This window comes from Bradyrhizobium sp. CCBAU 51627 (assembly GCF_028128765.1).
Classification (GTDB): domain Bacteria; phylum Pseudomonadota; class Alphaproteobacteria; order Rhizobiales; family Xanthobacteraceae; genus Bradyrhizobium.
In genome coordinates, this window is record NZ_LBJG01000076.1 from 1 (window position 1) to 25,359 (window position 25,359).

A 25,359-nucleotide genomic window follows, 5' to 3' on the forward strand; every position below is an offset into this window, starting at 1 on the left:
CGCGCCCGGACGTCCGGGCGCCCCGACGACGACGCCAACACCGGCTCCCGGCGGCGCAGCGGCGCCCTCCGGACGCCAGGGTGCAGCGCCGCCTGCGGGCGCGCCCACTGCTGGAACTCCGCCTGCGACACCGCAGGCGGGTGCCGTGCAGCGACCTTCGGCGCCGCCGCCCGGCGCCGCGGCACCGACCGTCGTCCCGGCCACACCTGCCGCGGCACCGCCGCCCAACAAGGTTCAGTATGCGCCGCCGACGGTTGCACCGGCGTTCCGCGCCGCGCCGGCCGTCGCCGCCCCGCTGCCGCCGCCGCCGCGTCCGCCGCAGCGTGACCTGACGCCGCTGGCGTTCGGTGCGGGCGTGGTCGCCGGTGCCGTGATCGGCGCCACCATCGCCGACTACCGCAATCAGCGGCAGGAAGTCGTCGAAGACGGCCGCACCATCTACACGGAGCCGGACCGCATCATCATCCGAGATCCCAGCGGTCAGGAATATGTCCGCGGCAACGATCTCTATCGCTTCCGCTACGGCGCCCGCGACATCCGCACCGAGACCGTAGGCGGCGAGACCCGCACCGTCGTGATCCGTCCTGATGGCAGCGAGGTGATCACCGTCGTCGGTCCTGATGGTTCGCTGCTGCGCCGAATCCGCAGGGACCCCGGCGGGCGGGAGATCATCATCATCGACAACACCTACCGCGATCCGCGCGCGGTCGGCGGCTTCTATGTCGACGTGCCGCCGCCGGTCGTGAGCATCCCCTATGATCGCTATATCGTCGATGCCCAGGAAGCGTCGCCGGATGTGATCTACGAGACGATGCGGGCGCCGCCGGTGCAGCGGATCGAACGGCGCTACTCGCTCGACGAGATCCGCTACTCGCCGAACGTCCGCATGGCGATGCCGAGCATCGACGTCAACACGATCAACTTCGAGACGGGATCGTGGACCATTCCGCCGGACCAGGCGGCGCGGCTCCAGGTGATCGCCGACGGCATCAACCAGGCGATCCGGGCCAACCCGCAAGAGGTGTTCCTGATCGAAGGCCACACCGATGCGGTCGGCAACGACGTCGACAATCTGTCGCTGTCGGATCGCCGGGCGCAGGCCGCGGCCGAATTGCTGACCCAGCAGTTCGGCGTGCCCGCCGAGAACCTGACCTCGCAGGGCTACGGCAAGCAGTACCTGAAGGAGCAGACCGACGGCCCGAGCCGGATCAACCGGCGCGTCACTGTCCGCCGCATCACCCCGCTGCTCAACGGCGGCCAGGCCAACGCGGCCCCGCCGCCGCGCTGAGGCGAAAGCCACAACTGCAAAATGGCCGGGAGCGATCCCGGCCATTTTTGTTTTTCACTCTCGTGCCCCGGACGCGGCGCGGAGCGCCGGGGCCCAGAAGCCAAGAGCGAAATCGTGGAGAGAGTCTGGGTCCGGCTCCGCGATGCATCGCTCCGCGCTGCATCGCGTCCGGGACACGGGAGCCTCAGCCCTTATCGCTCTCCAGCCGGAAGATCTGCGAGCCTTCGCTGCCGGAGAGCAGGCCGGTCTTCGAATAGAGGCCGAGCTTGGTGCGCGTGTCGGCGATGTCGAGATTGCGCATGGTGAGCTGGCCGATGCGATCGGCCGGCGTGAAGGCGGCGTCCTCCACCTTCTCCATGCTAAGCCTTTCAGGCGCATAGGTGAGGTTCGGGCTCTCGGTGTTGAGGATCGAATAATCGTTGCCGCGGCGCAGCTCGAGCGTCACCTCGCCGGTGACGGCGCGTGCGACCCAGCGCTGCGCGGTCTCGCGCAGCATCAAGGCCTGCGAGTCGAACCAGCGGCCCTGATAGAGCAGGCGACCGAGGCGCATGCCGCTGATGCGGTACTGCTCGATGGTATCCTCGTTGTGGATGCCGGTGACGAGACGCTCATAGGCAACATGCAAGAGCGCCATGCCGGGGGCCTCATAGATGCCGCGGCTCTTGGCCTCGATGATGCGGTTCTCGATCTGGTCGCTCATGCCGAGACCATGACGGCCGCCGATGGCATTGGCTTCGAGGAACAGCGCGACGGGATCAGAGAAGGCCTTGCCGTTCAGCGCGGTGGGCTGGCCTTCTTCGAAACGCACCACGACCCTCTCGGCCTTGACGTTGCAGTCATCGCGCCAGAACGGCACGCCCATGATCGGGTTGACGATCTTGATGCCGCTGTCGAGGCTCTCGAGATCCTTGGCCTCGTGCGTGGCGCCGAGCAGGTTGCTGTCGGTCGAATAGGCCTTCTCGGCACTCATCTTGTAGGCAAAGCCCTGCGCCGTCATGAACGCCGACATTTCGGCGCGGCCGCCGAGTTCGTCGATGAACTGCTGGTCGAGCCAGGGCTTGTAGATCCGCAAGCTCGGATTGGTCAAAAGGCCGTAGCGATAGAAGCGCTCGATGTCGTTGCCCTTGAAGGTCGAGCCGTCGCCCCAGATGTTGACGCCGTCCTCCTTCATCGCCGCAACCAGCATCGTGCCGGTCACTGCGCGGCCGAGCGGGGTGGTGTTGAAATAGGTGATGCCGCCGGTCGAGATGTGGAAGGCACCCGACTGGATCGCGGCGATGCCCTCGTGAACGAGCTGCGTGCGGCAATCCACCAGCACGGCCTTCTCGGCACCGAACGCCTCTGCCTTGCGCGGGATCTCGTTGTAATCGGCCTCGTCAGGCTGGCCGAGATTGGCGGTATAGGCGTAGCAGCGCGCGCCCTTCTGCTTCATCCAGAGCAGCGCCGCCGATGTGTCGAGGCCGCCCGAAAAAGCGATGCCGACTTTCTCACCCTTGGGCAGGCTTTTCAGGATCGTGGTCATGGGGCTTCCAATCGGGTCTTAAGGGGCTGATGAGGGGCGTGGTTTGACCGCGCGAATATCAAATTTCGCAGGGCTCGGCACGCATTTAATGGCTCAAACCGAGGGCTCGGGACCCGTCTTGCGGCTGAACAGGCGCCGGCGGAGCCGGTAGGCGGGCATGTTCAGCCGGGTTAGGGCCGCATCGACCGCCTCGTCCGAAAACCGCGTCTGTGGCCAGCGGTAGATCAGCGCGAAACCGAACCAGATCACGACGAAGGTGACGAGGCCGGCGGTCGCAACGTCCGTGAAGAAGTGGCCGCCAAAGGCCATGCGCAGCCCGCTGGTCACGGCCCCGAACACGACTGCGCCGGCATAGGCGAGCGGCCGCCACGCCGGGGGCGCCAGCGCAGCCGGCGCCAGCGTCCAGAACGCGGTCGCGCCTTCGCCGGAGAAGAACGAGCAATTCCGCGCGCAGCCGCCGCGCGGATCCCACCACGGCACGAATTGCTGATCGCCGGCAAACTCGGTCACCACCACCGGCCGCGGCCGGCCCCAATAGGTCTTGAAGGTGAGGTTGGTGAGAATGCCGGCCGACAGGATGATCGTGACCAGCAGGAACACGATCGCGCGCCCTGAGACCATCAGGGGACGGTCGGGCCTGATCATCTTGACCACGAGGGCGACCAGCGACGGCAGCACGAAGGCCCAGGAGACCCACATCGCGGCATCGCGCGCAAAGCCGGCCCACGCATTCAGCTTGAGCGGAAACGTCCTGGTCGCGGGATCGAAGAACAGCGCGGCGAGCTTAAGATCGAGCTCGGGATAGAGGCCGAAAACGACGCCGATCACGAGCCACAGCGAAAGGGCGATGAAGAGTCCAGTCCGGTTCATGGCGCGCGGTTTAGCGGAGCGGGCCGCGGATGAAAACCCTTGCCACCGTCATTCCGGCCTTGAATTCGACGGCAGCGGCGGAGGCGGCGTGCGCGGGGCCGGCGGGATGCGCCAGGCGCCGGCGTTGCGGCCGGCGATCAGCCAGTAGACGATTCCGGCGACGATGCCCGCGCCGGTCATGATCTCCAGATGCCGGCGCACGATGCCTTCGAACTGAAACGTATCCGGATCGAACGGGACGAGGCCGAGATAGCAGGCGAGCCCGACGAGGCCGCCGCCGACAGCGTAGGCCAGCGCGCTGCGAATGTAGAGCGCCTCCGTGATCGCGACGATGACCGCCGCCGGCACCAGCGCGAAACCAGAAACAAAAATGAAGCCGAAGCCGAGCAGGATGTCGATCGTGCCCTGATCGACGGGACCGGCGCCGAGATCGGACAACTCCGGAAACAGCAGCGCGCCGACCACGATCATGCCGCCGACAAAACAGGCGGCGAGGAAGCCGATGAAGATGACGATGAGGCGGCCGATCAGGGACATAACGGGACTGCCAACTCCACGGTCATTGCGAGGAGCGAAGCGGCGAAGCAATCCAGGCTGCCGCCGCGGAGGGATTCTGGATTGCTTCGCTGCGCTCGCAATGACGAGGAGGCGGGAGCGCGGGCACTCATCCTCAATCCGTCATCGCCATGGCGCGCAGCGCCTGGCGTTCCCTGGCCGACAGCTTTTCCGTCTCCGACTTGAGCTGGCCGCAGGCGGCGAGGATGTCGCGGCCGCGTGGGGTGCGCACCGGCGAGGAATAGCCGGCGTTGAAGATGTATTCGGAGAACTTTTCGATCTGGTCCCAGTCCGAACATTCATAGGCCGTGCCGGGCCAGGGGTTGAACGGGATCAGATTGATCTTGGCATGAATGCCCTTCAGCAGCTTCACCAGCAGCTTTGCATCGTCGAGCGAATCGTTGACGCCCTTGAGCATCACATATTCGAAGGTGATGCGGCGCGCGTTCGAGGCGCCGGGATAGTCGTGGCAGGCCTGTAGCAGCTCCTTGATCGGATATTTGCGGTTGAGCGGCACCAGCTCGTTGCGCAGCTCGTCGCGCACCGCATGCAGAGAGATCGCGAGCATCACGCCGATCTCCTCGCCGGCGCGCACGATGTTCGGCACCACGCCCGAGGTCGACAGCGTGATGCGGCGGCGGGAAATTCCGATGCCTTCATTGTCGCCGACGATCAAGAGCGCATCGCGCACCGCGTCGAAATTGTAGAGCGGCTCGCCCATGCCCATCATCACGATGTTGGTGACGCGGCGGGTGCCGTCCTCGCGGTCGGCCCAATCGTTCAGGCGATCGCGCGCGACCATGACCTGCCCGACGATCTCGCCGGCGGTGAGGTTGCGCACCAGGCGCTGCGTGCCGGTGTGGCAGAAGGCGCAGTTCAGCGTGCAGCCCACCTGCGAGGAGACGCAGAGCGTGCCGCGATCGGTCTCGGGGATGTAGACGCATTCGACTTCATGCGCCTTCTCGACATTATCGCCGCTCGGCAGCCGCAGCAGCCATTTGCGGGTGCCGTCGTTGGATATCTGCTCGGCCACGACTTCGGGCCGGTCGACCGTGAAGCGCTGCGCCAGTTCGGCGCGAATGCCCTTCGAGATCGAGGTCATGTCGTCGAAGCTCTGGGCGCCGCGGAAATAGAGCCAGTGCCACAGCTGCTGCACCCGCATCTTGCGCTGCGAGGGCTGAACGCCGATCTCGCCGAGGCGATCGGCCAGCTCCGTGCGCGACAATCCGATCAGCGAGGGTTTTGCCGGCGGAACATAAGTTTCGAGCGGAGTCTTCTCCACCAGGATTGCGTCGCGCGGCTCGGTCGTCGGTTGCATTGAATGGACCTGGAATTGAATGGACCTGGAATTTGTTTTCGTCGTTCCGGGATGGTCCGAAGGACCAGACCCGGAACCTCGAGATTCCGGGTTCGATGCTCCGCAGCGCCCCGGAATGACGGATGAAATCTGGAACCGGCCCTATATAGCAATCGGGACCGCTGATTGCGACCGTGGCTATTACCTAGCCTTACCGCCGACAATCCTGTGCGATCTTGTCGAGGGCTTGGGCCAGACCCTTCAACGAGAAGGTATCCGTCGTCTCCGTCCCCTTGGCCGAGACACCCTTGACCACGAGATCGGCGGATTTGCGCATGGCCTCCACCATGCGCTCCTCCTCGGCCGCGTTCTTGATCCAGAGGCCGTCGCCCTGCGTGTACATCGCAAAAGTGGCGCCGCCGACCTCGATGGTGGATTCGGAGCCCGGCTTCAGCGCGTAGCCGATCATCACCGAGACTTCGTTGTTCACCTTCTCGGCCGGCCGGGTCGAGACGAAGGCATAGGCGGGATCGCGCGGCCGGTTCGGCGGATTGGTCTTGGACGACGACGGCTTGGCCAGTGCAAAGCAGACCTTCTTGCCGTTGGGTGCCGCCGAATAGGCACCCCAGGTGCCGAACTGACCGATGAGGGTCGGCTCCGCACCACCCGCGACCGCCGCTGAAGGGGCCGACTTGCCCTCGGGCTTGGCTGCCGTCTTGATGGCCGTCTTGGTTGCCGTCCTGGCGGCAGCCGGCTTTGCCGCAGTCTTCGGAGCCGGTTGGGCCGTCTGCGCGCGCGCGGAATCACTGAGTCCGCACGCCGCCACGCCAGTCATCAAAGCCAAAAAGAGCACCCGCCACATGCCGGAGTGGTTCCCTCAATATTGTGACTGGAAGATGGCCCGGTCGCGCGTTGTCCCCGGTCAGGGATAGCCGGGAAAGTCCAATTTGGGAAGGCAGTTAGCGGGACCAGACGGTTAGCTTCTGGACCGCGCGGCGCGTTGTTCGGCCCATTGCGCGTCTGACCATTGCAGCAGGTCCTCGGCGCCGGAACTGCGCAAATGCGCGCCGCCATCGATCACCACCATCTCGCCATTGATGTAAGCGGCGCGGTCCGAAACCAGGAAGCTGGCGAGATCGGCCAGTTCGCTATGTTCTCCGGTGCGGCCCAGCGGGTTGCGCGCGGTCCAGCCTTCGTCGCGGCCCTCCGGGCGAAGCTGCCCGGAAGCGCCTGATGTCGGGAACGGTCCGGGCGCGATCGCGACCGTGCGGATGCCCTTCGGGCCCCATTCCACCGCCAGGCTCTTGGTCATCGCCAGCACCGCCGATTTCGCCATCGCCGAGGGAACGGTGAAGGCGCGGCCGGTGATGGTCGAGGTCGACAGGATCGAGAGCACGACGCCGCCATGCTTGCCATCGATCCAGCGCTTGCCCGCGGCGAGCGTGCAATACATCGCGCCGTGCAGCGTCGGTGCCAGGATCGCATCGGCCGCGCGAAACGACAGATGCTCGCTCTGCGCAATGAAGGTCGCAGCCGCGTTATTGACGAGGATGTCGAGCGGCGCTTCGCGCCAGATCGCATCCATCATGCCGTCGACGGCGGCGCCGTCGCGAACATCGCAGGCGATTGTGGTGACCTTGCCGCCGGTTTCTCGGCGCATCTCGCCCGCAGTTGCCTCAAGTCGCTCGAGCTTGCGGCCGCAGATCACGAGCTCTGCGCCGAGCGCGAGGAAGCGTCGTCCCATCGCGGCGCCGAGGCCCGAGCCGCCGCCGGTGACGAGGATCCGCTTGTTCTTGAGCAGGCCTGTTTCAAACATCGTTTGAATCCTCGCTGTTTCTGCTTGCTCCGTCAGCACGGGCGCAGCGAAGCAATCCAGAAACCGTGCGGCGGAAAAAGTCTGGATTGCTTCGCTGCGCTCTCAACGACGAGGATAGGCTGAACATTGCCACTAGCAAAGAATCCGGATTGTCCGACCGCACCAAATCCGGCAAAACCGGCCCAACTATAGTTCCCCTCGAAACGCTTCAGGTGCCGCCATGAAAGCCATTCTCTGCTCGCAATATTGCCAGCCCGACGATCTCGTGCTCGCTGACGTGCCGGATCCGGTGGCTGGCCCCGGCGAAGCCGTGATCGCGATCAAGGCGGCGGCGCTGAATTTTTTCGACATCCTGATGATTCAGGGCAAGTACCAGATCAAGCCGCCCTTCCCGTTCTCGCCGGCCGCGGAAGTTGCCGGCGTGATCGAGAGCATCGGCCCTGGTGTCACTGATCTCAAGGTGGGTGATCGCGTCGTCGCCTCCTGCGGCCACAACGGCGCGCGTGAAAAAATCGCGCTGCCAGCGGCGGGAATCGTGAAGATCCCCGACAGTCTCGACTACGACCGCGCGGCCGGCATCATCATCATCTACGGCACCGCGCTGCATGCGCTGGAGGATCGCGCCAGCCCGAAGCCGGGCGAGACGCTCGCGGTGCTCGGTGCGGCGGGGGGCACCGGCCTCGCTGCCTGCGAGCTCGGCAAGCTGATGGGCCTGAAGGTGATCGCTTGCGCTTCGTCGGACGAGAAGCTTGCCTTTGCCAAAGCGCACGGCGCCGAGCTGACGCTGAACTACGCCAAGGAAGACCTGAAGGAAGGCCTGCGCAAACTCACCGACGGCAAGGGCGTCGACATCATCTTCGATCCGGTGGGCGGCGCTTACGCCGAACAGGCGCTGCGCTCGATCGCCTGGGAAGGCCGCTTCCTCGTGATTGGTTTCGCCGCCGGCGATATCCCGAAGATGCCCCTGAACCTCGCGCTGTTAAAGGGCTGCGACATCAGAGGCGTGTTCTGGGGCGCCTGGACCCGGCTCAACCCCGCCAAGAACCGCGCCAATCTCGAGAAGCTGGTGAAGTGGACGGCGGAAGGAAAGATCTCATCGCATGTCGACCGCACCTTCCCGCTGGCGCAGACCGCGGATGCATTGAAGGTGCTGGCGGGACGCCAGGCCATGGGCAAGGTGATCTTGCATCCGTGAGGGTGTGCCACAAACTCCGCTGTCGTCGCCCGGCTTGACCGGGCGACCCAGTATTCCAGAGACGTCAGCGAAAGAGCCGAAGAGGCGCGGCGTACTTGATGCCCCGGTCAAGCCGAGGCATGACGGCGGTGTGAGTGGCTGAGGCCGCGCGCTATTATGCCGCTTCCGCCACTTCCGCCTCATCCATCCCGCGCTTGAGCGCAGCGCGCGCCGCGTCGCGATGCTCCGTCGTGATGTGGCTCGCGACCATGCGAATGGCTGTGGCGAGCACGGCGGCGTCGTCGGTGAAGCCGAGCACCGGCATCACATCGGGGATGAAGTCGAACGGCAGGATGAAATAGGCGATCGCACCCAGCAGGGACGCCTGGACATGGCGCGGCGTCTGCCGGTCGAACGCGCAGTAATAGGCGGCGAGCAGGTCTTCCGCGAACGGCAGCTGCGCGGCGACGCGCTTCAGCTTGCGCCAGAAGCGACGGCGGACGCTTTCACGATCTTCCGCGAGCCGATCGGCCGGCTCGAAGCCGACGCTGTGTTCGGCAGCCATGTTCGAGAACTCCAAGGAGATTCCAAGCTCAGCCCAATGCGGCGGCTGGCCGCACCCGGTGTTGATCACAACATGGGGATGCGCATCCTGCCTGCAAGATGTCAGCCCGATGCCGGCTTGGCGATGGCGTTCATCGCCGTGGCGAGCGCAATGTCGAGTTGAGTGACGCCACCAGCGTCGTGGGTCGACAGCACCACCTCGACCGTCTTGTAGACATTGCGCCATTCGGGATGGTGATCCATCTTCTCGGCGACCAGCGCCGCGCGGGTCATGAAGCCGAACGCCTCGTTGAAATCCTTGAAAACGAATACCTTCCCGATGGCGTCGCGCCCCTGAACCTCGGTCCAGCCCGGGATACCCCCCAGCGCCTGCTTGCGTGCGTCCGCCGATAGCCGCTCTGCCATGATGACCTCCGTTTCAGGGGAACTTTACCCTAACACCGTACTTGCGGTCCGGGTCCAAAGGAGGTTTCGCCCGGTCCGCTAACCATGACGGAGATGTAACCCCGCCGGACAAGAAATTTGCTACAATTGTGCGCGTAAATCGCCGGCCAAGATGAAGCTGAGCCTCAAGCGCCTGTTTGGGAGATTTATGACCGGGGGATTGGACCTGGCCGAAACGCCCTCTCCGCCTTCGCCGCGATCGGCGGCGCGGAAGACGGCGCTCGTGTCCCTGGCGTTGGTGCTCGCCATCATCGGCGCGCTGGCGGGCGGCTACTATTTCGCAATGCGGCCGGTGGCGCTGAAGATCGCGGTCGGTCCCGCCAACAGCGACGACGTCAAGGTGGTGCAGGCGCTGACGCAGGCCTTCGCGCAGAGCAAGGGCTACGTGCGGCTGCGCCCGATCCAGACCGACGGCGCGATCGCCAGCGCGAACGAACTCGCCGAGGGCAAGGCCGATCTCGCCATCATACGCGGCGATCTCGACGTGCCCAAGAACGCGCAAGCCGTCGCGACGCTGCGCAAGAACGTCGTGGTGCTGTGGTCGGTATCCGGCAAGGGCAAGAAGAAGGGCGCGAAGATCACCAAGATCGCGCAGCTCGCCGGCCATCGCGTCGGCGTGGTTGGCCGCACGCCGGCCAATGTCAATTTGCTCAAGGTGATCCTCCAGCAATATGGCGTCGATCCGGCCAAGGTGGAGGTCGTGCAATTCCCGGCAAGCGAGGTCGCTGAGGCGATCAAATCCCAGAAGGCCGACGTCTATCTCGCGGCCGGTCCCGTCAACAGCAAGATCACGTCCGACGCGATTGCCGCCTCCGCCCGGGATGGCGGCTCGCCGACCTTCCTTGCGATCGATTCGGCCGATGCGATCGCGCAGAACCATCCGGTCTATGAATCCTCGGAGATTCCTGCCGGCACCTATGGCGGCTCGCCCGATCGCCCCGACGACGAGGTCAAGACGATCAGCTTCTCGCATCACATCGTGGCGCGCAAAGGCCTGTCCGAGACCACGGTCGCGGCCTTCACCCGGCAGCTCTTCGCCGTGCGCCAGCAATTACTGACGGAGTTCCCGCAGGCTGCGAAGATCGAAACGCCCGATACCGACAAGGATGCGGCGATCCCGGTGCATCCGGGCGCGGCCGCCTTCGTCGACGGCGAGGAGAAGACCTTCCTCGACAAGTACAGCGATTACATCTGGTGGAGCCTGATGGGGCTTTCGGCCATGGGCTCGATCGGCGCCTGGTTCGCCGGCTACCTCAAGAAGGACGAGCGCAACACCAACAACCATCAGCGCGAGCGCCTGCTCGACATGCTCGCCGCAGCCCGCAGGAGCGAGACGACCGAAGATCTCGACCAGCTGCAGGCCGAGGCCGATGAGATCTTGCGCGATACGCTGCGCTGCTACGATCACGGCGCCATCGAAGAAGGCGCGCTGACCGCCTTCAACATCGTGCTCGATCAGTTCCACGCCGCGGTTGCCGACCGCAAAGTCGTGCTGTCCAGCCTGCCGCCGAACCTGCAACGCGCCGGCACGCAATTCCGGGCCGCTGGCAACGCATAGAGGCTCGCGCGTAATCGCGGCGTCACACTGTCTCAATATAGCTTCCGCCGTCATTCCGGGGCGCGCGCAGAGCGCGAATCCGGAATCTCGGGATTCCCCGGTGCGCAATTGCGCACCTGAGGTCTGGTCCTTCGGACCATCCCGGAATAACAGCGCAGGATGCGCACGAGACCGCGAGCTAGCGAGCCACGCCATGAAGATCAGATTTTCCCGCCGCAAATTCCTCACCACCAGCGCCGGTGCGCTCGGCGCGATCGCGATGCCGCATCTGTCGCGCGCGGCCGACCGTCCCGTGGTCACCCATGGCGTGCAATCCGGCGACGTCACTGTCGACGGCGGCGTGGTCTGGGCACGGACTGATCGGCCCGCGCAGATGCTGGTCGAGGTGGCGACGACGGATTCGTTCAAGAACGCCCGCGCGTTGCCGCCGATCGCCGCGCTGCCCGAGAGCGACTTCACCGCCAAGATGCTGGTGGAAAATCTGCCCGCGGGCCAGGACATCTTCTATCGCGTCCGCTTCTGCGATCTCTCGCACACCGCGATCGAAGGCGAGCCGGTGGTCGGCCGCTTCCGCACGGCGCCGGCCGACCGCCGCGATGTCAGCTTCGTCTGGGGCGGCGACGTCGCAGGCCAGGGCTGGGGCATCAACCCTGAAGACGGCGGCATGGTCACGTTCGAAACCATGCGCAAACACCGGCCGGATTTCCTGCTGCATTCCGGGGACACCATCTATGCCGACGGCGTGATCCCCGCCGAGGTCAAGCTTGCCGACGGCAAGGTCTGGAAGAACCTCACGATCCCCGAGAAGGCCAAGGTCGCCGAGACGCTGGACGAGTACCGCGCCGCGCACAAATACAATTTCACCGATGACAATGTCCGCGCCTTCAATGCCGAAGTGCCAATCTTCGTGCAGTGGGACGATCACGAGGTGACCAACAACTGGTCGCTGTCGAAGGATCTGCCCTCGACCTACAAGGTGCGCGACATCTCGTTGCTCGCGGCCCGCGCGGCGCGCGCCTTCCACGAGATGTATCCGATGCGGGAGAGCATCAATGAGCCGGGCCGGGTCTATCGCCAGATCTCCTACGGCCCGCATCTGGACGTATTCGTGCTCGACGAGCGCAGCTATCGCGGCCCGAACGGCGCTAATCTCGAGACGGAATACGGCCCGGCCAGCTACTTCCTCGGGCCCGAGCAGATGGCCTGGTTGAAGCGCGGCCTGCTCAACTCACGCGCGACCTGGAAGGTGATCGCTTCCGACATGCCGCTCAGCCTGATCGTCTATGACGACGCCGCCAACAAGAAGGGCTCGGAAGCCTTCGCGCAAGGCGATGGCCCGGCACGCGGCCGCGAACTCGAGATCGCCGACATCCTGCGCTTCATCAAGATGGCGCCGATCAGGAATACGGTTTGGCTGACGGCCGACGTGCACTATGCCGCCGCGCATTATTACGATCCCAACAAGGCGCAATTCCAGGATTTCGAGCCGTTCTGGGAATTCGTCTCGGGCCCGCTTCACGCCGGCACGTTCGGCCCGAACGAGCTCGACAACACATTCGGCCCCGACGTGCGTTTCATCAAGGCGCCAGGTGTTGACAAGCAGAACCTGCCGCCGTCCGCCGGCATGCAGTTCTTCGGTCACGTCAAGATCGACGGTGCCTCCGGCCAGATGACCGTGACGTTGCGCGACCGCGCCGACGTCGCGCTGTGGTCAACCACGCTGGATCCGAAATTCGCCTGAAGCCGGCTCAACCGCCGCGGGCCTGCAATGCCGCCTCCAGCGCATCACTGGAGCACGGTTTTTGCAGCCGCGGCCGTGCGGCAAACTCCGGCGGGATGCTGGTCTCCGCGCCATAGCCGGTGACGAAGACGAAGGGAATCTCCAGCGCTGCGAGGCGCTCGGCGATCGCAAAACTCTTCTCGCGGATCAGCTCGACATCGAGCAGCGCGAAATCAGGCGCGCGTGCCTTGATCACGCTCAGGGCCTGGGCGACTGAACCCACCGTGCGCACGCTGCTCACGCCGAATCCGAGCAGGCGATCCTCGAAATCAATCGCGATGATCGGATCGTCCTCGACGATCAGCACGTCGGCAGGGATTTCGGCCGAGCCGTCCGGGGAGGCAGGTATCATGGTCCTGGCTATCGATGGCTGCATGGTTGTCACGGGTCAGGACAGCCTCAGGCCGACGCCTGCGCCCAGCGCATCGGAGAGTTCCCGGAACGAAACTCACCACAGAACAGTTTTTACGTCTGTCCACATGTGCACACAGGCCAAGGATGGAGCTCGGTAATGTGGAGTGGAGGACAGGGAGCTCACGATGGATGCACGTACCAGCAAGACAAGCGAGGTCGACAGCCGGCCCGCCAACAATCTGCTCCGGCGTTTGACCGCGGCAGATTATGCGCTGCTCGCACCACACGTCAGCGTGGACGACGTCGGCGCGAGCCATTTGCTCTACAATCCCGGAGACGACGTCCAGGTCGTGCACTTTCCCTGCGGACCGGCGCTCGCGACATTCCTCGTTCCGAACGAAGACGGCCGTGACGTCGAGACTATTCTGGTTGGTCGCGAAGGCGCGGTGGGCGGCATCGTCAGCGAAGGATTCCTGCCGGCCTATACCCGCATCTGCGTGAAATTCGGCGGCCCATTCGCGCGCATTCACGTCGGCAAATTGGAGGCGGCCAAGACACGCTCGCCGTCGCTGCGCAACATCTTCGCCCGCTACGCCGACTGCATGCTGGCGCAAATCCTCCAGTCGACCGCCTGCAACGCGATTCATTCGATCGAGCAACGTACGGCGAAATGGATCGTGGCGGCGATGGAGCGGACCGGCGACGAGCACAGCGTGCCGCTGACGCATGAGCAGCTTGCCACTCTGCTCGGCGTCGGCCGCAGCTATGCGAGCCGCGTGCTGCAATCGTTCAAGGCCGAAGGCGTGCTCGACACGCGGCGCGGCGCGATCCTGGTCCGCAACCATGACGGCCTGCGCCTGCGCGCCTGCCTCTGCAACGACGCCGTCAAGCTGCATTTCGAGGAGGTGCTGCGCGGCGTCTATCCGACCGAGGAGCCCGAAAGCCGCTCCGCGTCGGGCTGACCGGGACGACGGGGCTCGCGAAGATCAGGCCGATTTGGCCGGGATCGCCTAAGCTCCGGGGATTCCCGGACAAAATTCAATCAACCAACTCCGAAAGAACGCATTGTTTTTTGACGTTTTTTCCCTATATTGCGCCGCAAACGCATTGGGCTACCCGGTCGATATGGCCGGGTTTCCTTTTTGGGCGTAGCAGGCCCCGTTTTCCACGTTTCAGCGTTATCCGAAGAGAGGTCCCGGCTTGACCGGCGAGATCGCGCTTAACCCATTGTCCGACCGCAAAGAAGCTCACTCATGAACCTTCGTAACGTCGCCATCATCGCCCACGTCGACCACGGCAAGACGACCCTGGTCGACAAGCTCCTCCAGCAATCCGGCACGTTCCGCGAGAACCAGAAGGTGACGGATCGCGCCATGGACTCCAACGATCTGGAGCGCGAGCGCGGCATCACCATTCTGGCCAAGGCGGCCTCGGTGCAGTGGAAGGACATCCGCATCAACATCGTCGACACCCCCGGCCACGCCGATTTCGGCGGTGAGGTCGAGCGCATCCTGAACATGGTGGACGGCGCGCTGGTGCTGGTGGACGCCGCCGAAGGTCCGCTGCCGCAGACCAAATTCGTCGTCTCCAAGGCGCTCAAGGTCGGCCTCAAGCCGATCGTCGTCATCAACAAGGTCGACCGCCCCGACGCGCGCCCGACCGAAGTCATCAACGAGGTGTTCGACCTGTTCGCGGCGCTCGATGCCAGCGAGGAGCAGCTCGACTTCCCGATCCTCTACGGGTCGGCCAAGCAGGGCTGGATGGCTGAGAGCCCCGAGGGTCCGAAGGACAAGGGCATGGAGCCGCTGTTCGACCTGATCCTGCGCCACGTCGCGCCGCCGAAGGTCGAGGAAGGTCCGTTCCGGATGATCGGCACCATCCTGGAGGCCAACCCCTATCTCGGCCGCATCATCACCGGCCGCATTTCGTCCGGCGTGCTCAAGCCGAACCAGCAGGTCAAGGTGTTGCACGCCGACGGCAAGCTGGTCGAGACCGGCCGTATCACCAAGATCCTGGCGTTCCGCGGTCTCGAGCGCACGCCGCTCGATGAAGCCGAGGCCGGCGACATCGTCGCGATTGCGGGCCTGACCAAGGGCACCGTCGCCGACACCTTCTGCGATCCCACCGTCGAGGTGCCGCTGCCGGCACAGCCGATCGATCCGCCGACCGTGTCGATGTCGTTCATCGTCAACAATTCCCCGCTCGCCGGCACCGAAGGCGACAAGGTGACGAGCCGCATGATCCGCGACCGTCTGCTGCGCGAGGCCGAAGGCAATGTCGCGTTGCGCGTGGTCGAATCCGCCGACAAGGATGCGATGGAAGTGTCCGGCCGCGGCGAATTGCAGCTCGCCATCCTGATCGAGACCATGCGTCGCGAAGGCTTCGAGCTCTCGGTGTCGCGCCCGCGCGTCGTGTACCAGAAGGACGAAGCCACCGGTGCCACCCTGGAGCCGATCGAGGAGGTCGTGATCGACGTCGACGAGGAGCATTCCGGCGTCGTCGTGCAGAAGATGAGCGAGCGCAAGTCCGAGCTGATCGAGATGAAGCCGTCCGGCGGCAATCGCCAGCGCCTGGTGTTCTACGCGCCGACCCGCGGCCTGATCGGCTATCAGGGCGAGCTGCTCACCGACACCCGCGGCACCGCGATCATGAACCGCCTGTTCCACGGCTACGCCCCGTACAAGGGCGAGATCCAGGGCCGCCGCAACGGCGTCCTTATCTCCAACGACCAGGGCGAAGCGGTGGCCTACGCCATGTTCAAGCTGGAAGACCGCGGCCCGATGATGATCGAGCCGGGCTGGAAGGTCTACAAGGGCATGATCGTCGGCGAGCACACCCGCGACAACGATCTCGAGATCAACGTGCTCAAGGGCAAGCAGCTCACCAACATCCGCACGACCTCGAAGGACGAAGCCGTGCGCCTGACCCCGCCGATCCGCATGACGCTGGAAAAGGCGCTCGCCTATATCGAGGACGACGAGCTCGTCGAGGTCACCCCGAAGTCGATCCGGCTGCGCAAGAAGCACCTCGACCCGAACGAGCGCAAGCGCGCGGAAAAGGCCAAGGAAGCGGTGGCGTAAGGCCGCCCCGCTGTCATTCCCCGCGAAAGCGGGGAATCCAGTACGCCGCGGCCCCTCGACTCTACAACGACTGTCTCTGGAATACTGGATCACCCGCTTTCGCGAGTGGTGACACCAGTGTTGTGGTGGCTTTAGCGCACATTCCGAACGTGCTAGAGCCGACCCATGTCCCTCCCCTCCTCCGTCGACGTCGCGATCATCGGTGCCGGCGCGGCCGGCCTCGGCGCGGCGCATGCGCTGGCAGGCTCCGGTCTTTCCGTGATCGTGCTCGAAGCGCGCGACCGGTTCGGCGGCCGCGCCTGGACGGTGCAGGCCTCGCCTGAAGTCACCTTCGACGTCGGCTGCGGCTGGCTGCATTCGGCCGACCGGAATTCCTTCGTTCCAATCGCAAAGCAGCTGGGATTCGAGCTCAACAGGGACCTGCCGCCCTGGCGCGAGCGCGCCTATGGCAACGCGTTTCCGCAAGGCGAGCGCGACGATTTCATGCGCGCGCTGGACGCGTTCTATGAGCGGCTGTGGCAGGCCGCGCAGAAGGGCAAAGACGAGCCGGCGAGCCGCAGTCTCGAGCCCGGCAACCGCTGGAATCCGATGATCGACGCGATCTCGACCTACATCAACGGCTGCGAACTCAAGGACATGTCGACGCTCGACTGGGATGCCTATGAGGACAGCGAGCTGAACTGGCGCGTCCGTCGCGGCTATGGCGCGCTCGTCGCAGCCTATGGCGCGCCCTGCCCTGTCGCGCTGAACTGCAACGTCCGTCTGGTCGATCATTCGGACAAGCGGGTCCGCATCGCGACATCACGGGGCACGCTGACCGCGGACAAGGTGATCGTCACCGTGCCGACCAATCTGATCGCCGACGAAGCGATCCGCTTCTCGCCACCGTTGCCGGCCAAGGTCGACGCCGCAGCCGGTCTGCCGCTCGGCGTCGACGATAAGGTCACGCTGGCGCTCGAGGGCGCCGAGGCCTTCCCGAAGGAAGCAAATTTGCGCGGCGCAACCATGCGCACCGAGATGGGCACCTATCACATCCGGCCGTTCGGCCAGCCCTGCATCGAAGGCTTTTTCGGCGGCAGCTTTGCCCGCCAGCTGGAAGAGGCCGGCGAAGGCGCCATCTCCGCGCACAGCATCGACGAGATCGCCGGCTTTCTCGGCAACGACATCCGCCGCAAGCTGAAGCCGCTCTGCGAGTCGCGCTGGGCACGCGATCCGTTTGCGCGTGGCTCCTACTCGCACGCGTTGCCGGGGCATGCCGGCGATCGCGCCGTCTTGGCTGCACCGGTGGATGAACGCCTGTTCTTCGCGGGAGAGGCGACGTCGCCAAATTTCTTCACGACGGCGCATGGTGCGCGGGACAGTGGTGAGCGGGCGGCGAAGGACGTGTTGGCGGCTCTAGGCGAGCCCTAACCGCACACTCCGTCATTGCGAGGGCAGCGAAGCAATCCAGACTGCCACCGCGGAAAGATCCTGGATTGCTTCGCTGCCCTCGCAATGACGAGTCACTCGATCACTCGCGCCCGCAAATCGGCATCCGGCACGAAGCAGGAGTCGTACTTGCCGAAAATGCGATAGCGGTTGCGGGCGATGAGGCTGTAGACGACGTCGCGCAGCGGCTTTGGCACAGCGAAGAGCGCGCGCACCCCGCCCCAGCCCGGAAGCAGCGACAGCACCGTCAGCGCAGCATCGGACTTCAGGAACGCCTCGCCGCCATGGATCAGGGCATTCGTATCGGGATCCTCTGGGTTGATGCCAAAGGTGCGGGCTAGCTTCGCCCCGTACTCCGACTGGATTGGTGTGAAGCGAAATCGCTTCGCCTTGTCCCGCGCCGCGACAAACCGCACCCAGCGCGAGCAGAAGATGCAGACGCCGTCGAACAGGATGACATCATCGTCGGGCCATTTGGGCATCAGATTCTCATTTTGACGCGTTTTCTTCACGCGAACCGGTATCCGCTTCGATCGAAAACGCTATCGATTGTCCAGCATCAAAAGCGCCACCAGCATCAGCACGATCGCCGGTCCTGTCTTCACCAATGCGCCGAGCGGCTCGATCCAGAGATCGGGCGTCAGGATGGCTGCGCCGAGCATGTAGCCGAGCGAGGCGACGATGCCGGCAACCAATCCGATCGCAGTGGTGCGGCGGAAGGCGATCAGGACGCCGATGCTCATGTCCATCAGGCTGGTGCCGATGGTGATGGGATCGACAAGCGTCGGCGGGAAGTTGTGCGCGCTGAGAATCCCGGCGGCGGCGCGGTAGGATACGAACAGCGCGATGAAGCCGGAGACGAGCCAGAATGCGACCAGGCTCGCGACGATCATCGCCTTGATCAGGAACAGCCGCGCGAACCATTTGTCCTGGATGGTGGCGGGATGGCGCCCGATCGCATCCACCAGCGTCTTCGGCACGAGGCCGGTGGCGGCGATCCAAACCGAGGGATCGCCGGTTACGCCGCGGCGGAGCTCGGTGATCGCGGTGGTCCGCATGGGCGGCATCCAGCCGAGAGTGCTCGCGAAATCGCCAATTCTGGCGCCGAGATCGAGCATGAAGGATGGTATCGGAACATGACGCCATCGAGCCGTGCCGAGCGCAAGCCGGAACTGCTTGATGACGCCGGCCATGGTGATCGGCTCGGATTGCATCAGGTCCCAGCTCACAGCCTTGACGGATGCATCGTCGATATCGCGCGCGGCGACCCAGGCAATGGTCGCGGAGATGTCATCGACCGCAACGGGCTGGAACGGGGTCGCCATCTCGGCAGGCGGCAGATCGAACGGAAAGGCGGCGAGCGAGCGCAGCATGGAGCTGCCGCCATAGGCTGACGGCGCCAATACGAAACCGGGCCGCAGGATCATGTGGGGAATGCCAGACGCCGCGATCAGCCGCTCGGCCTCGCGCTTGGTGGTGGCGAAGGCGGTGCGATCGGCTTCGGCGGCGCCGGGGATCGAGATGTGCACCAGCCGGATCGGACGGCCGCTACCGGTTATCGCCTGAAGCAGCCGTGAAACGAAGTCGCGATGCACGGCGTTGGTGTCGCTGCCGGGACCATCCTGGAGCACGCCGAGGCAGTTCACGACGACATCGACCGCATGCTCGTTCAGCACATGTGTCAGCGCTGCCGTGTCGAGCGACAAGATCGGCAGCTCAATATCGAGCGCACTCATCTGCTGCGCCGGGGGCAGGCTCCGTGCAAGACCGACAACGCGAAAACCCCGCGCACGCAGATCGTCGGTGACGAAGCGGCCGATCAGGCCGGAGGCGCCGAGCACCAAAATGCTTCGCTGGGTCATCGCGTCATTCAAAACGGTTTGGCGATCATCAACCACAGGATCAGCATCGTGGCGCCGAAGCCGGGAAAACCAAATGCGAACCAGCGGCGGAACAGGACGAAGTAGCGCTCCGGCAGCGCCGCTTGCTGCGCCGCGGCCTTGCGCGCGAGCTCGCGCATCTCGATCTGCATGAAAACGACAGGAATCCAGAACACGCCCGCGATGGCATACAGCGCGAGCGAGGCGAGAATCCAGCGCTCGGTGATCGAGGTCATCGAGAGCATCATCAGCAAGCCGCCGGTGACCGGTTGCAGGATCACGGCCGATAGCGTGAAGATCGCATCTGCGATCACGACCACCGAAGCCGTGCGGGCGATGAACTCCGCGTTATCAGTGCGATGTGCCATCAGCATGAAGAAGGCGATGCCTGACCCGGTGCCGAGAATGACGATGGCGCCGAGCACGTGCAGATATTTGACCAGAAAGTACAGCGTCATGGCTTCTTGGTCGCCGCAGGGTTTGGCAGGTTCAGCGCACGCGCGAGTTCGCTGCTTGCGGCCTGGACGCCGGCATCTAGCTCGATCATCCAATGGCCCTCGCTGCCCACGGCCGGCAGCGTGCGAAAATCGTCCTTGCCGCCGCCGCTGCGAAAAGCGTCCGCCAGTCTTTGCGAAAATGCCGGCACAAAATAGCTGTCATTGGCTGCAACCAGCGACGTCACGGGAATGCGCGCCGCCTTGCCGAATCCGGCGGCGGCAGCGAGAAGCGTATGCGGCGCACAGACCTTGTTCGGTTCGTCATCGGCATGACCACCGCGCCCGGGCGCAAAGGCAATGATCGCTGAAATCGCCTTCGGATCGGCATCCGCAAGCGCCAGCGCGCCCCAACCTCCGGCAGAATGGCCGATCACGACCGCGGCATCCTTACGAATAAAATCCTGCTTTTGCAGATAACTCAACGCGAGCAGGATTTCTTCCGCGGTGGCGCGACCCGCACGTGCATAGTCCGCTTCGTCGCAGCCGCCCTGGTCTTCGACGTAGCGGCCACCGGTTGCACCATGGCCGAGCCGCTCCGGCACCAGCACGGCAAAGCCGCGCGCAACGAGAAAGGCTGCCAACGCGCGATATTCCGGCTGCGGCATTTGGGCACGACGGAGCACGTTCTGCGTCGACGCGTGCGCAATCAGCGCAAGCCGGAATGGACCAGCGCCGGCGGGACGAAACAACAGCGCGCGCGCTGCGATACCGGTATCGGGTGACGGCACGCGCCATTCCTGTCGGCGGAACGGTCCGCCCTCCTGTCCCGACGGCCCAAACGTGAGCTGTCCGCGCACAGGCGGCGCAGTCGGCAGGACCACCAGAAGTAGAAGAGCAAGAGTGTTGAGGAGCCGCATGAATGGCCGGAGGCGAGCACAGACAACGACGCCCACACTAGTAGGAACGAATCATTTTAGGCGGACTTTCCGCGCTGCCGTTGCGGTTCATTCGTTGTCGCAACGCAGTTTTGCACCGACCCACGGCAGGTCGGTGCCGTCCAAAGTGACCTCTTGTCTTTTTTCGGCACAACATGGTTAAAATACTGATGCAGAAAGTCCACAGGTTAACCGATAATTAAGGATAGGTCTTGCCGCCAGCGCGGCGACTTGATTTGATCGCGTCCATGAGCACAACCCTGATAGAGGTCCGGCCGGCCAAAGCCGCAGATGCAACTGCGGTGGCGTCCGCCCATGACGAAGCCTGGCGCTCCGCCTATCAGGGCATCATTCCTGGCGCCGAGCTTGAGAAGCTGATCAACCGCCGTGGTCCGCAATGGTGGGACAGCGCAATCCGCAAGGGCAGCCGCGTCAGCGTGCTCGTGTTCGGCGACAAGATCGCGGGCTATGCGAACTACGGCCGCAATCGCGCCCGCAGCCTGCATTTTGACGGCGAGATCTACGAACTGTATCTGCGTCCCGAGTTTCAGGGCCTCGGTTTCGGCCGCCGCCTGTTCACTGCGGCCCGCCGCGACCTCATGCAGAGCAATCTGAAGAGCATGGTGGTGTGGGCGCTCTCGGACAACGATCCGGCCACCGAGTTCTATCGCGCCCTGGGCGGCCGCATGGTGGCACGCTCTTCGGAGCGGTTCGGACCAAAGGCGCTCGACAAGGTTGCCTTCGCCTGGACCAACTAGGGTTTGGTCCAATTGAGCTGCTGAAAATTTAGTCGGCAGCGATTCCCATCCGTCGATACCGCCCGCTTTTTGCGCCGGTGATCGCGGGATTCATTTTTTCATAAAAACACCATGGATCAGCGGGCCAACCCCGCGTATGACAGCGCCAAATCGCTGCCGGGCGCGATTTCACCTCGGCAACAACGGAGCCTTCTGAATGCGTATCGATGCGGTCTCGATCGGAAAAAACGTACCCCACGACGTCAACGTCATCATCGAAGTCCCCGTGGGCGGCGAGCCGATCAAATACGAGATGGACAAGGAGGCCGGCACGCTGGTGGTCGACCGCTTCCTGTACACGCCGATGCGTTATCCCGGTAATTACGGCTTCATCCCGCATACCCTGTCCGATGACGGCGACCCCTGCGACGTCCTGATCGTCAACACCCGCGCCATCATTCCCGGCGCCGTCATGAGCGTGCGTCCGGTCGGCGTGCTTTTCATGGAGGACGAGGCCGGCGGCGACGAGAAGATTCTGGCAGTGCCGTCGTCGAAGCTGACGCAGCGCTACGACAAGGTGAAATCCTATTCCGACCTGCCGGACATCACGCTGCAGCAGATCCAGCACTTCTTCGAGCACTACAAGGATCTCGAGAAGGGCAAGTGGGTGAAGATCCTGCGCTGGGGCGGCCCCGAGGAAGCGGCGAAGCTGATCCTCGAAGGTATCGAGCGGGAGAAGAAAAAGAAGGCGTAGGTTTCGTGCCCCGGACGCAGCGCAGCGTGAAACGATGCGCTGCAAAGCCGGGGCCCAGCCCAGTGGAGCGATGGGTCCCTGTGCTCAGCGTCGCGTCATTTCATGCCGCGCCGCGTCCGGGACACGAGAGCGGGACTACACCGCCGGCTTCGGCAGGCCGGCAATCGCGCAGGCGGCGCGGAGCGTGTTCACCAGCAGGCACGCCACCGTCATCTGGCCGACGCCGCCCGGCACGGGCGTCACGGCACCGGCAACGCCAAGCGCTTCCTGATAGGCGACATCGCCGACGAGGCGGGTCTTGCCGTCGTCTGGGGGAATGCGGTTGATGCCGACATCGATCACGGTCGCGCCGGGCTTCAGCCAATCGCCACGCACCATCTCGGGCCTGCCGACCGCGGCATAGACGAGGTCGGCCTGCTTCACGAGTCCGGGCAGGTCGCGCGAGCGCGAATGCGCGATCGTCACCGTGGCATTCTCGTTCAGCAACAATTGCACCAGCGGGCGGCCGACCAGATTGGAGCGACCGATCACGATGGCATTCATGCCTTCGAGCGAAGCATGCACGCTCTTGGTCAGGATGATGCAGCCGAGCGGCGTGCAGGGCGACAGCGCCTGGAAGCCGCCGGCAAGCCGGCCGGCATTGTTCGGATGCAGGCCGTCCACATCCTTGGCGGGATCGATGGCGTTGATCACGGCCTCGGTGTCGAGGCCCCTGGGCAGCGGAAGTTGCACGAGAATGCCGTGCACGGCGGGATCGCGGTTGAGCTTGGCGACGACGGCCAGCAGATCCGCTTGCGAGACGTCGGCGGGCAGCTTGTGCTCGAACGATGCCATGCCGGCGGTCTGGGTCTGCTTGTGCTTGGAGCGGACATAGACCTCGCTGGCGGGATCGTTGCCGACCAGAACGACTGCGAGGCCCGGCAACAGATTGTGCTCGCGCTTGACGCGGGCGACCTCGTCCGCCACGCGGGCGCGAAGGTCCGCAGCGATGACTTTTCCATCGATGATCTTGGCCGTCATGTCAGTTCCTTGTCCCTGTCGATTTGACTGATGCGAGCTCGCGCAACGCATCAGCAAGCCGTGCCGGATCGCCCGCGACGGCAACCTGCTTCAGCCGCGACGTCGCCCCCGACAGCAGACTGACGCTGGCCTTGGGCACGCCAAGCGATTTTGCCAGCAGCGCCAGAACCGCGCGATTCGCCTCGCCGCCATCAGCGACGGCACGCACGCGTACCTTCAGCACACTGCGGCCGTCGGACAACTGCTCGATCCCGTCGACGCCGTCACGTCCACCTCGCGGCGTCACCCGCAACGCGATACTGATGCCGGTGGTGGAGATGCGCCAAGGTTCGGTCAAGAGGCCACAAGGCTCCGCCACGGTTCCGCCGGCTAGGGCACGTTCGGATAGACGTACTCGGCGAGATAGAGCTGGATCAGCCAGAGCACGAAAAAGGCGACGATCGGAGAGACATCGAGACCGCCCATGTTGGGCAGCCTGCGCCGGATGGGCCCAAGGACCGGTTCGGTAATCCGATAGAGAAACTCCCAGACCCCGCCGACGAACTGGTTGCGGGTATTTACGACGTTGAACGCGATCAACCAGGACAGGATTGCCGACGCGATCAGCAGATAGATGTACAGATTGATGATCTGGATCAGAATGAAGACTATCGGGCGCATCAGCGAAGCACTCTCTGGGCCTGTGTCATTGGGGGCAGTGTTTGGGGTGATCATGGCTAGATATCGGTTCCCCCCGGCCCAAACAAGGGAAGTCGATGCCACTATGGCTAAAACCCCTTTACTCGCGTCCTTGACTTGACCTTGGCGGGGACTTAAATGGCGCCCGGTTGTCGGCCGCGTTTACCAGAGCGGCCAGCAAAGGGGCCATAGCTCAGCTGGGAGAGCGCGTCGTTCGCAATGACGAGGTCGGCGGTTCGATCCCGCCTGGCTCCACCAGCCTTCGCAGGCTGCGCCTGCTTCGGCTCGGCAAGCCGCTTCGTAGCGAAGGCTGCCGCGCCATAGCCCGAAGGGCGACGGCGGGCTTCCTTCACGAGTCCCCTACTTCCCCGTAAACCTTGGCGGACGCTTCTCCATGAAGCTGGCTACGCCCTCCCGGAAATCACTGCCGTTCAGCGCCACCATCATCTCCCTGTTCGCCTCGATCGTCGCTTCAGCCAATGTCTGGAACGGCACCTCGTAGAGCTGCCGCTTGATCACGGCCATCGCACTCGGCGAGACGAAATCGGCGAGGTCGCGGGCATAGGTGTAAGTCTCCTCGCGCAGCTTGTCGGGCGAGCAGAGCCGGTTGACCAGCCCGATTCGCAACGCCTCCTCGCTCGAAACGCGGCGCGCCGAGAGCAGCAGGTCCATCGCATTGGCGTGGCCGACGATGCGCGGCAGCATCCATGAGATTCCGTGCTCGGCGATCAGGCCGCGGCGCGCGAAGGCCGTCGTGAACACCGTGTTGTCGGCGGCGAAGCGCAGGTCGCAATAGAGGGCGTGAACGAGGCCGATACCGGCGGTCGCGCCGTTGAGCATGGCGATGACGGGCTTGCCGATCGACGGATAGAAGCCGTAGCGCGTCTGCCAGTCCGGACGGCGGTTCATATCGAAGGGCGGCAGGTTCGTCGCGCGCCTGACGTCGTTGGGATCGAGCCCTTTCAGCGCATCCATATCCGCGCCGGCGCAGAAGGCGCGGCCCGCGCCGGTCACCACGATGACGCGGACATTGTCGTCGGCGTTTGAGGTTTCCATCGCCTGCCGCACCTCGCGCTCCATGGTCGGCGTCCACGCATTCATGCGATCGGGACGATTGAGCGTGATGGTCGCGATCTTGTCGCTCACCTCATAGAGAATGTGCTCGTAGGCCATCGCGCTCTCCCTTGT

General features: G+C 64.4%; 26 protein-coding genes and 1 tRNA gene. 10 read left to right on the plus strand and 17 right to left on the minus strand.

Annotated elements, in window-relative coordinates:
- Window positions 1-1,288 (plus strand): OmpA family protein (locus XH88_RS26945; protein ID WP_271671268.1); only part of this gene is annotated, 1,288 nt, incomplete at its 5' end.
- Between the two features lie 184 nt (window positions 1,289-1,472).
- Here the strand turns inward: XH88_RS26945 and argG are convergent.
- From argG to XH88_RS26975, 6 genes are all read right to left on the minus strand, one after another.
- Window positions 1,473-2,810, minus strand: coding sequence for an argininosuccinate synthase (gene argG / locus XH88_RS26950; protein WP_271671269.1), 1,338 nt, complete (start codon window positions 2,808-2,810; stop codon window positions 1,473-1,475).
- Window positions 2,811-2,903: 93 nt separating this feature from the next.
- Complete coding sequence (locus XH88_RS26955; protein WP_271671270.1) at window positions 2,904-3,680, minus strand: phosphatase PAP2 family protein; 777 nt, start codon at window positions 3,678-3,680, stop codon at window positions 2,904-2,906.
- 48 nt (window positions 3,681-3,728) lie between these two features.
- Entirely contained in the window at window positions 3,729-4,217 is a 489-nt protein-coding gene (locus XH88_RS26960; RefSeq protein ID WP_271671271.1) for a hypothetical protein, read from the minus strand.
- A gap of 133 nt (window positions 4,218-4,350) precedes the next feature.
- Entirely contained in the window at window positions 4,351-5,553 is a 1,203-nt protein-coding gene (gene rlmN, locus XH88_RS26965; protein ID WP_271671272.1) for a 23S rRNA (adenine(2503)-C(2))-methyltransferase RlmN, read from the minus strand.
- Window positions 5,554-5,743: 190 nt separating this feature from the next.
- A complete protein-coding gene (locus XH88_RS26970) occupies window positions 5,744-6,394 on the minus strand; it encodes an invasion associated locus B family protein (protein ID WP_271671273.1) in 651 nt (216 codons plus the stop codon).
- Between the two features lie 114 nt (window positions 6,395-6,508).
- Window positions 6,509-7,348, minus strand: a complete 840-nt coding sequence (locus XH88_RS26975; protein ID WP_271671274.1) for an SDR family oxidoreductase — start codon at window positions 7,346-7,348, stop codon at window positions 6,509-6,511.
- A gap of 220 nt (window positions 7,349-7,568) precedes the next feature.
- Between XH88_RS26975 and XH88_RS26980 the strand changes: the two genes are divergently transcribed.
- Window positions 7,569-8,543 (plus strand): NADPH:quinone oxidoreductase family protein, encoded by a 975-nt coding sequence (locus XH88_RS26980; protein WP_271671275.1) that lies wholly within the window; start codon window positions 7,569-7,571, stop codon window positions 8,541-8,543.
- Between the two features lie 154 nt (window positions 8,544-8,697).
- Here XH88_RS26980 and XH88_RS26985 read toward each other — a convergent pair whose 3' ends face one another.
- The gene (locus tag XH88_RS26985) at window positions 8,698-9,087 is read right to left on the minus strand and encodes a YkvA family protein (RefSeq protein ID WP_271671276.1); all 390 of its coding nucleotides are present in this window, start codon (window positions 9,085-9,087) and stop codon (window positions 8,698-8,700) included.
- Window positions 9,088-9,188: 101 nt separating this feature from the next.
- Window positions 9,189-9,491 (minus strand): 4a-hydroxytetrahydrobiopterin dehydratase, encoded by a 303-nt coding sequence (locus tag XH88_RS26990; protein ID WP_271671277.1) that lies wholly within the window; start codon window positions 9,489-9,491, stop codon window positions 9,189-9,191.
- A 151-nt stretch (window positions 9,492-9,642) separates the two neighbouring features.
- Here XH88_RS26990 and XH88_RS26995 point away from each other — a divergent pair, with 151 nt between their 5' ends.
- Both XH88_RS26995 and XH88_RS27000 read left to right on the plus strand, forming a co-directional pair.
- Window positions 9,643-11,088, plus strand: coding sequence for a TAXI family TRAP transporter solute-binding subunit (locus XH88_RS26995; protein ID WP_271671278.1), 1,446 nt, complete (start codon window positions 9,643-9,645; stop codon window positions 11,086-11,088).
- Between the two features lie 193 nt (window positions 11,089-11,281).
- Complete coding sequence (locus tag XH88_RS27000; RefSeq protein ID WP_271671279.1) at window positions 11,282-12,829, plus strand: alkaline phosphatase D family protein; 1,548 nt, start codon at window positions 11,282-11,284, stop codon at window positions 12,827-12,829.
- Window positions 12,830-12,836: 7 nt separating this feature from the next.
- Here XH88_RS27000 and XH88_RS27005 read toward each other — a convergent pair whose 3' ends face one another.
- The gene (locus tag XH88_RS27005) at window positions 12,837-13,220 is read right to left on the minus strand and encodes a response regulator (protein ID WP_271671280.1); all 384 of its coding nucleotides are present in this window, start codon (window positions 13,218-13,220) and stop codon (window positions 12,837-12,839) included.
- A gap of 187 nt (window positions 13,221-13,407) precedes the next feature.
- Here XH88_RS27005 and XH88_RS27010 point away from each other — a divergent pair, with 187 nt between their 5' ends.
- The 3 genes from XH88_RS27010 (at window position 13,408) to XH88_RS27020 (ending at window position 17,712) form a co-directional block, all read left to right on the plus strand.
- A complete protein-coding gene (locus tag XH88_RS27010) occupies window positions 13,408-14,184 on the plus strand; it encodes a Crp/Fnr family transcriptional regulator (RefSeq protein WP_271671281.1) in 777 nt (258 codons plus the stop codon).
- 291 nt (window positions 14,185-14,475) lie between these two features.
- On the plus strand, window positions 14,476-16,302 hold the full coding sequence (typA, locus tag XH88_RS27015; RefSeq protein ID WP_271671282.1) for a translational GTPase TypA: 1,827 nt from the start codon (window positions 14,476-14,478) through the stop codon (window positions 16,300-16,302).
- A gap of 165 nt (window positions 16,303-16,467) precedes the next feature.
- On the plus strand, window positions 16,468-17,712 hold the full coding sequence (locus XH88_RS27020) for a flavin monoamine oxidase family protein (protein WP_271671283.1): 1,245 nt from the start codon (window positions 16,468-16,470) through the stop codon (window positions 17,710-17,712).
- Between the two features lie 92 nt (window positions 17,713-17,804).
- On the opposite strand, the gene XH88_RS27025 is transcribed toward XH88_RS27020, so the two are convergent.
- The 4 genes from XH88_RS27025 to XH88_RS27040 are packed head-to-tail and all read right to left on the minus strand — an operon-like array spanning window position 17,805 to window position 20,964.
- Entirely contained in the window at window positions 17,805-18,212 is a 408-nt protein-coding gene (locus XH88_RS27025) for a thiol-disulfide oxidoreductase DCC family protein (RefSeq protein WP_271671284.1), read from the minus strand.
- A 60-nt stretch (window positions 18,213-18,272) separates the two neighbouring features.
- Entirely contained in the window at window positions 18,273-19,592 is a 1,320-nt protein-coding gene (locus tag XH88_RS27030; protein WP_271671285.1) for an SDR family oxidoreductase, read from the minus strand.
- Window positions 19,593-19,600: 8 nt separating this feature from the next.
- Window positions 19,601-20,068 carry a DUF2269 family protein gene (locus XH88_RS27035; RefSeq protein ID WP_271671286.1) on the minus strand — a complete coding sequence of 156 codons (468 nt, stop codon included), beginning with the start codon at window positions 20,066-20,068 and terminating at the stop codon, window positions 19,601-19,603.
- Window positions 20,065-20,964, minus strand: a complete 900-nt coding sequence (locus XH88_RS27040) for an alpha/beta hydrolase family protein (protein WP_271671287.1) — start codon at window positions 20,962-20,964, stop codon at window positions 20,065-20,067. The genes XH88_RS27035 and XH88_RS27040 overlap by 4 nt, the downstream gene beginning before the upstream one ends.
- Window positions 20,965-21,230: 266 nt before the next feature.
- On the opposite strand from XH88_RS27040, the gene XH88_RS27045 reads away from it, so the two are divergent.
- Both XH88_RS27045 and ppa read left to right on the plus strand, forming a co-directional pair.
- Window positions 21,231-21,740, plus strand: a complete 510-nt coding sequence (locus XH88_RS27045) for a GNAT family N-acetyltransferase (protein WP_271671288.1) — start codon at window positions 21,231-21,233, stop codon at window positions 21,738-21,740.
- A gap of 196 nt (window positions 21,741-21,936) precedes the next feature.
- Window positions 21,937-22,473, plus strand: a complete 537-nt coding sequence (gene ppa, locus XH88_RS27050; protein ID WP_271671289.1) for an inorganic diphosphatase — start codon at window positions 21,937-21,939, stop codon at window positions 22,471-22,473.
- Window positions 22,474-22,608: 135 nt separating this feature from the next.
- Here the strand turns inward: ppa and folD are convergent, their stop codons facing one another.
- The 3 genes from folD to XH88_RS27065 are packed head-to-tail and all read right to left on the minus strand — an operon-like array spanning window position 22,609 to window position 24,153.
- Complete coding sequence (folD, locus tag XH88_RS27055) at window positions 22,609-23,493, minus strand: bifunctional methylenetetrahydrofolate dehydrogenase/methenyltetrahydrofolate cyclohydrolase FolD (RefSeq protein ID WP_271671290.1); 885 nt, start codon at window positions 23,491-23,493, stop codon at window positions 22,609-22,611.
- A gap of 1 nt (window position 23,494) precedes the next feature.
- On the minus strand, window positions 23,495-23,830 hold the full coding sequence (locus tag XH88_RS27060) for a DUF167 domain-containing protein (RefSeq protein WP_271671291.1): 336 nt from the start codon (window positions 23,828-23,830) through the stop codon (window positions 23,495-23,497).
- Between the two features lie 32 nt (window positions 23,831-23,862).
- Window positions 23,863-24,153, minus strand: a complete 291-nt coding sequence (locus tag XH88_RS27065; protein WP_271671292.1) for a YggT family protein — start codon at window positions 24,151-24,153, stop codon at window positions 23,863-23,865.
- Between the two features lie 200 nt (window positions 24,154-24,353).
- Between XH88_RS27065 and XH88_RS27070 the strand changes: the two genes are divergently transcribed.
- Window positions 24,354-24,429 (plus strand) — tRNA-Ala (locus XH88_RS27070).
- 102 nt (window positions 24,430-24,531) lie between these two features.
- Here XH88_RS27070 and XH88_RS27075 read toward each other — a convergent pair.
- Window positions 24,532-25,344, minus strand: coding sequence for an enoyl-CoA hydratase (locus XH88_RS27075; RefSeq protein ID WP_271671293.1), 813 nt, complete (start codon window positions 25,342-25,344; stop codon window positions 24,532-24,534).
- Between the last annotated feature and the right edge of the window lie 15 nt (window positions 25,345-25,359).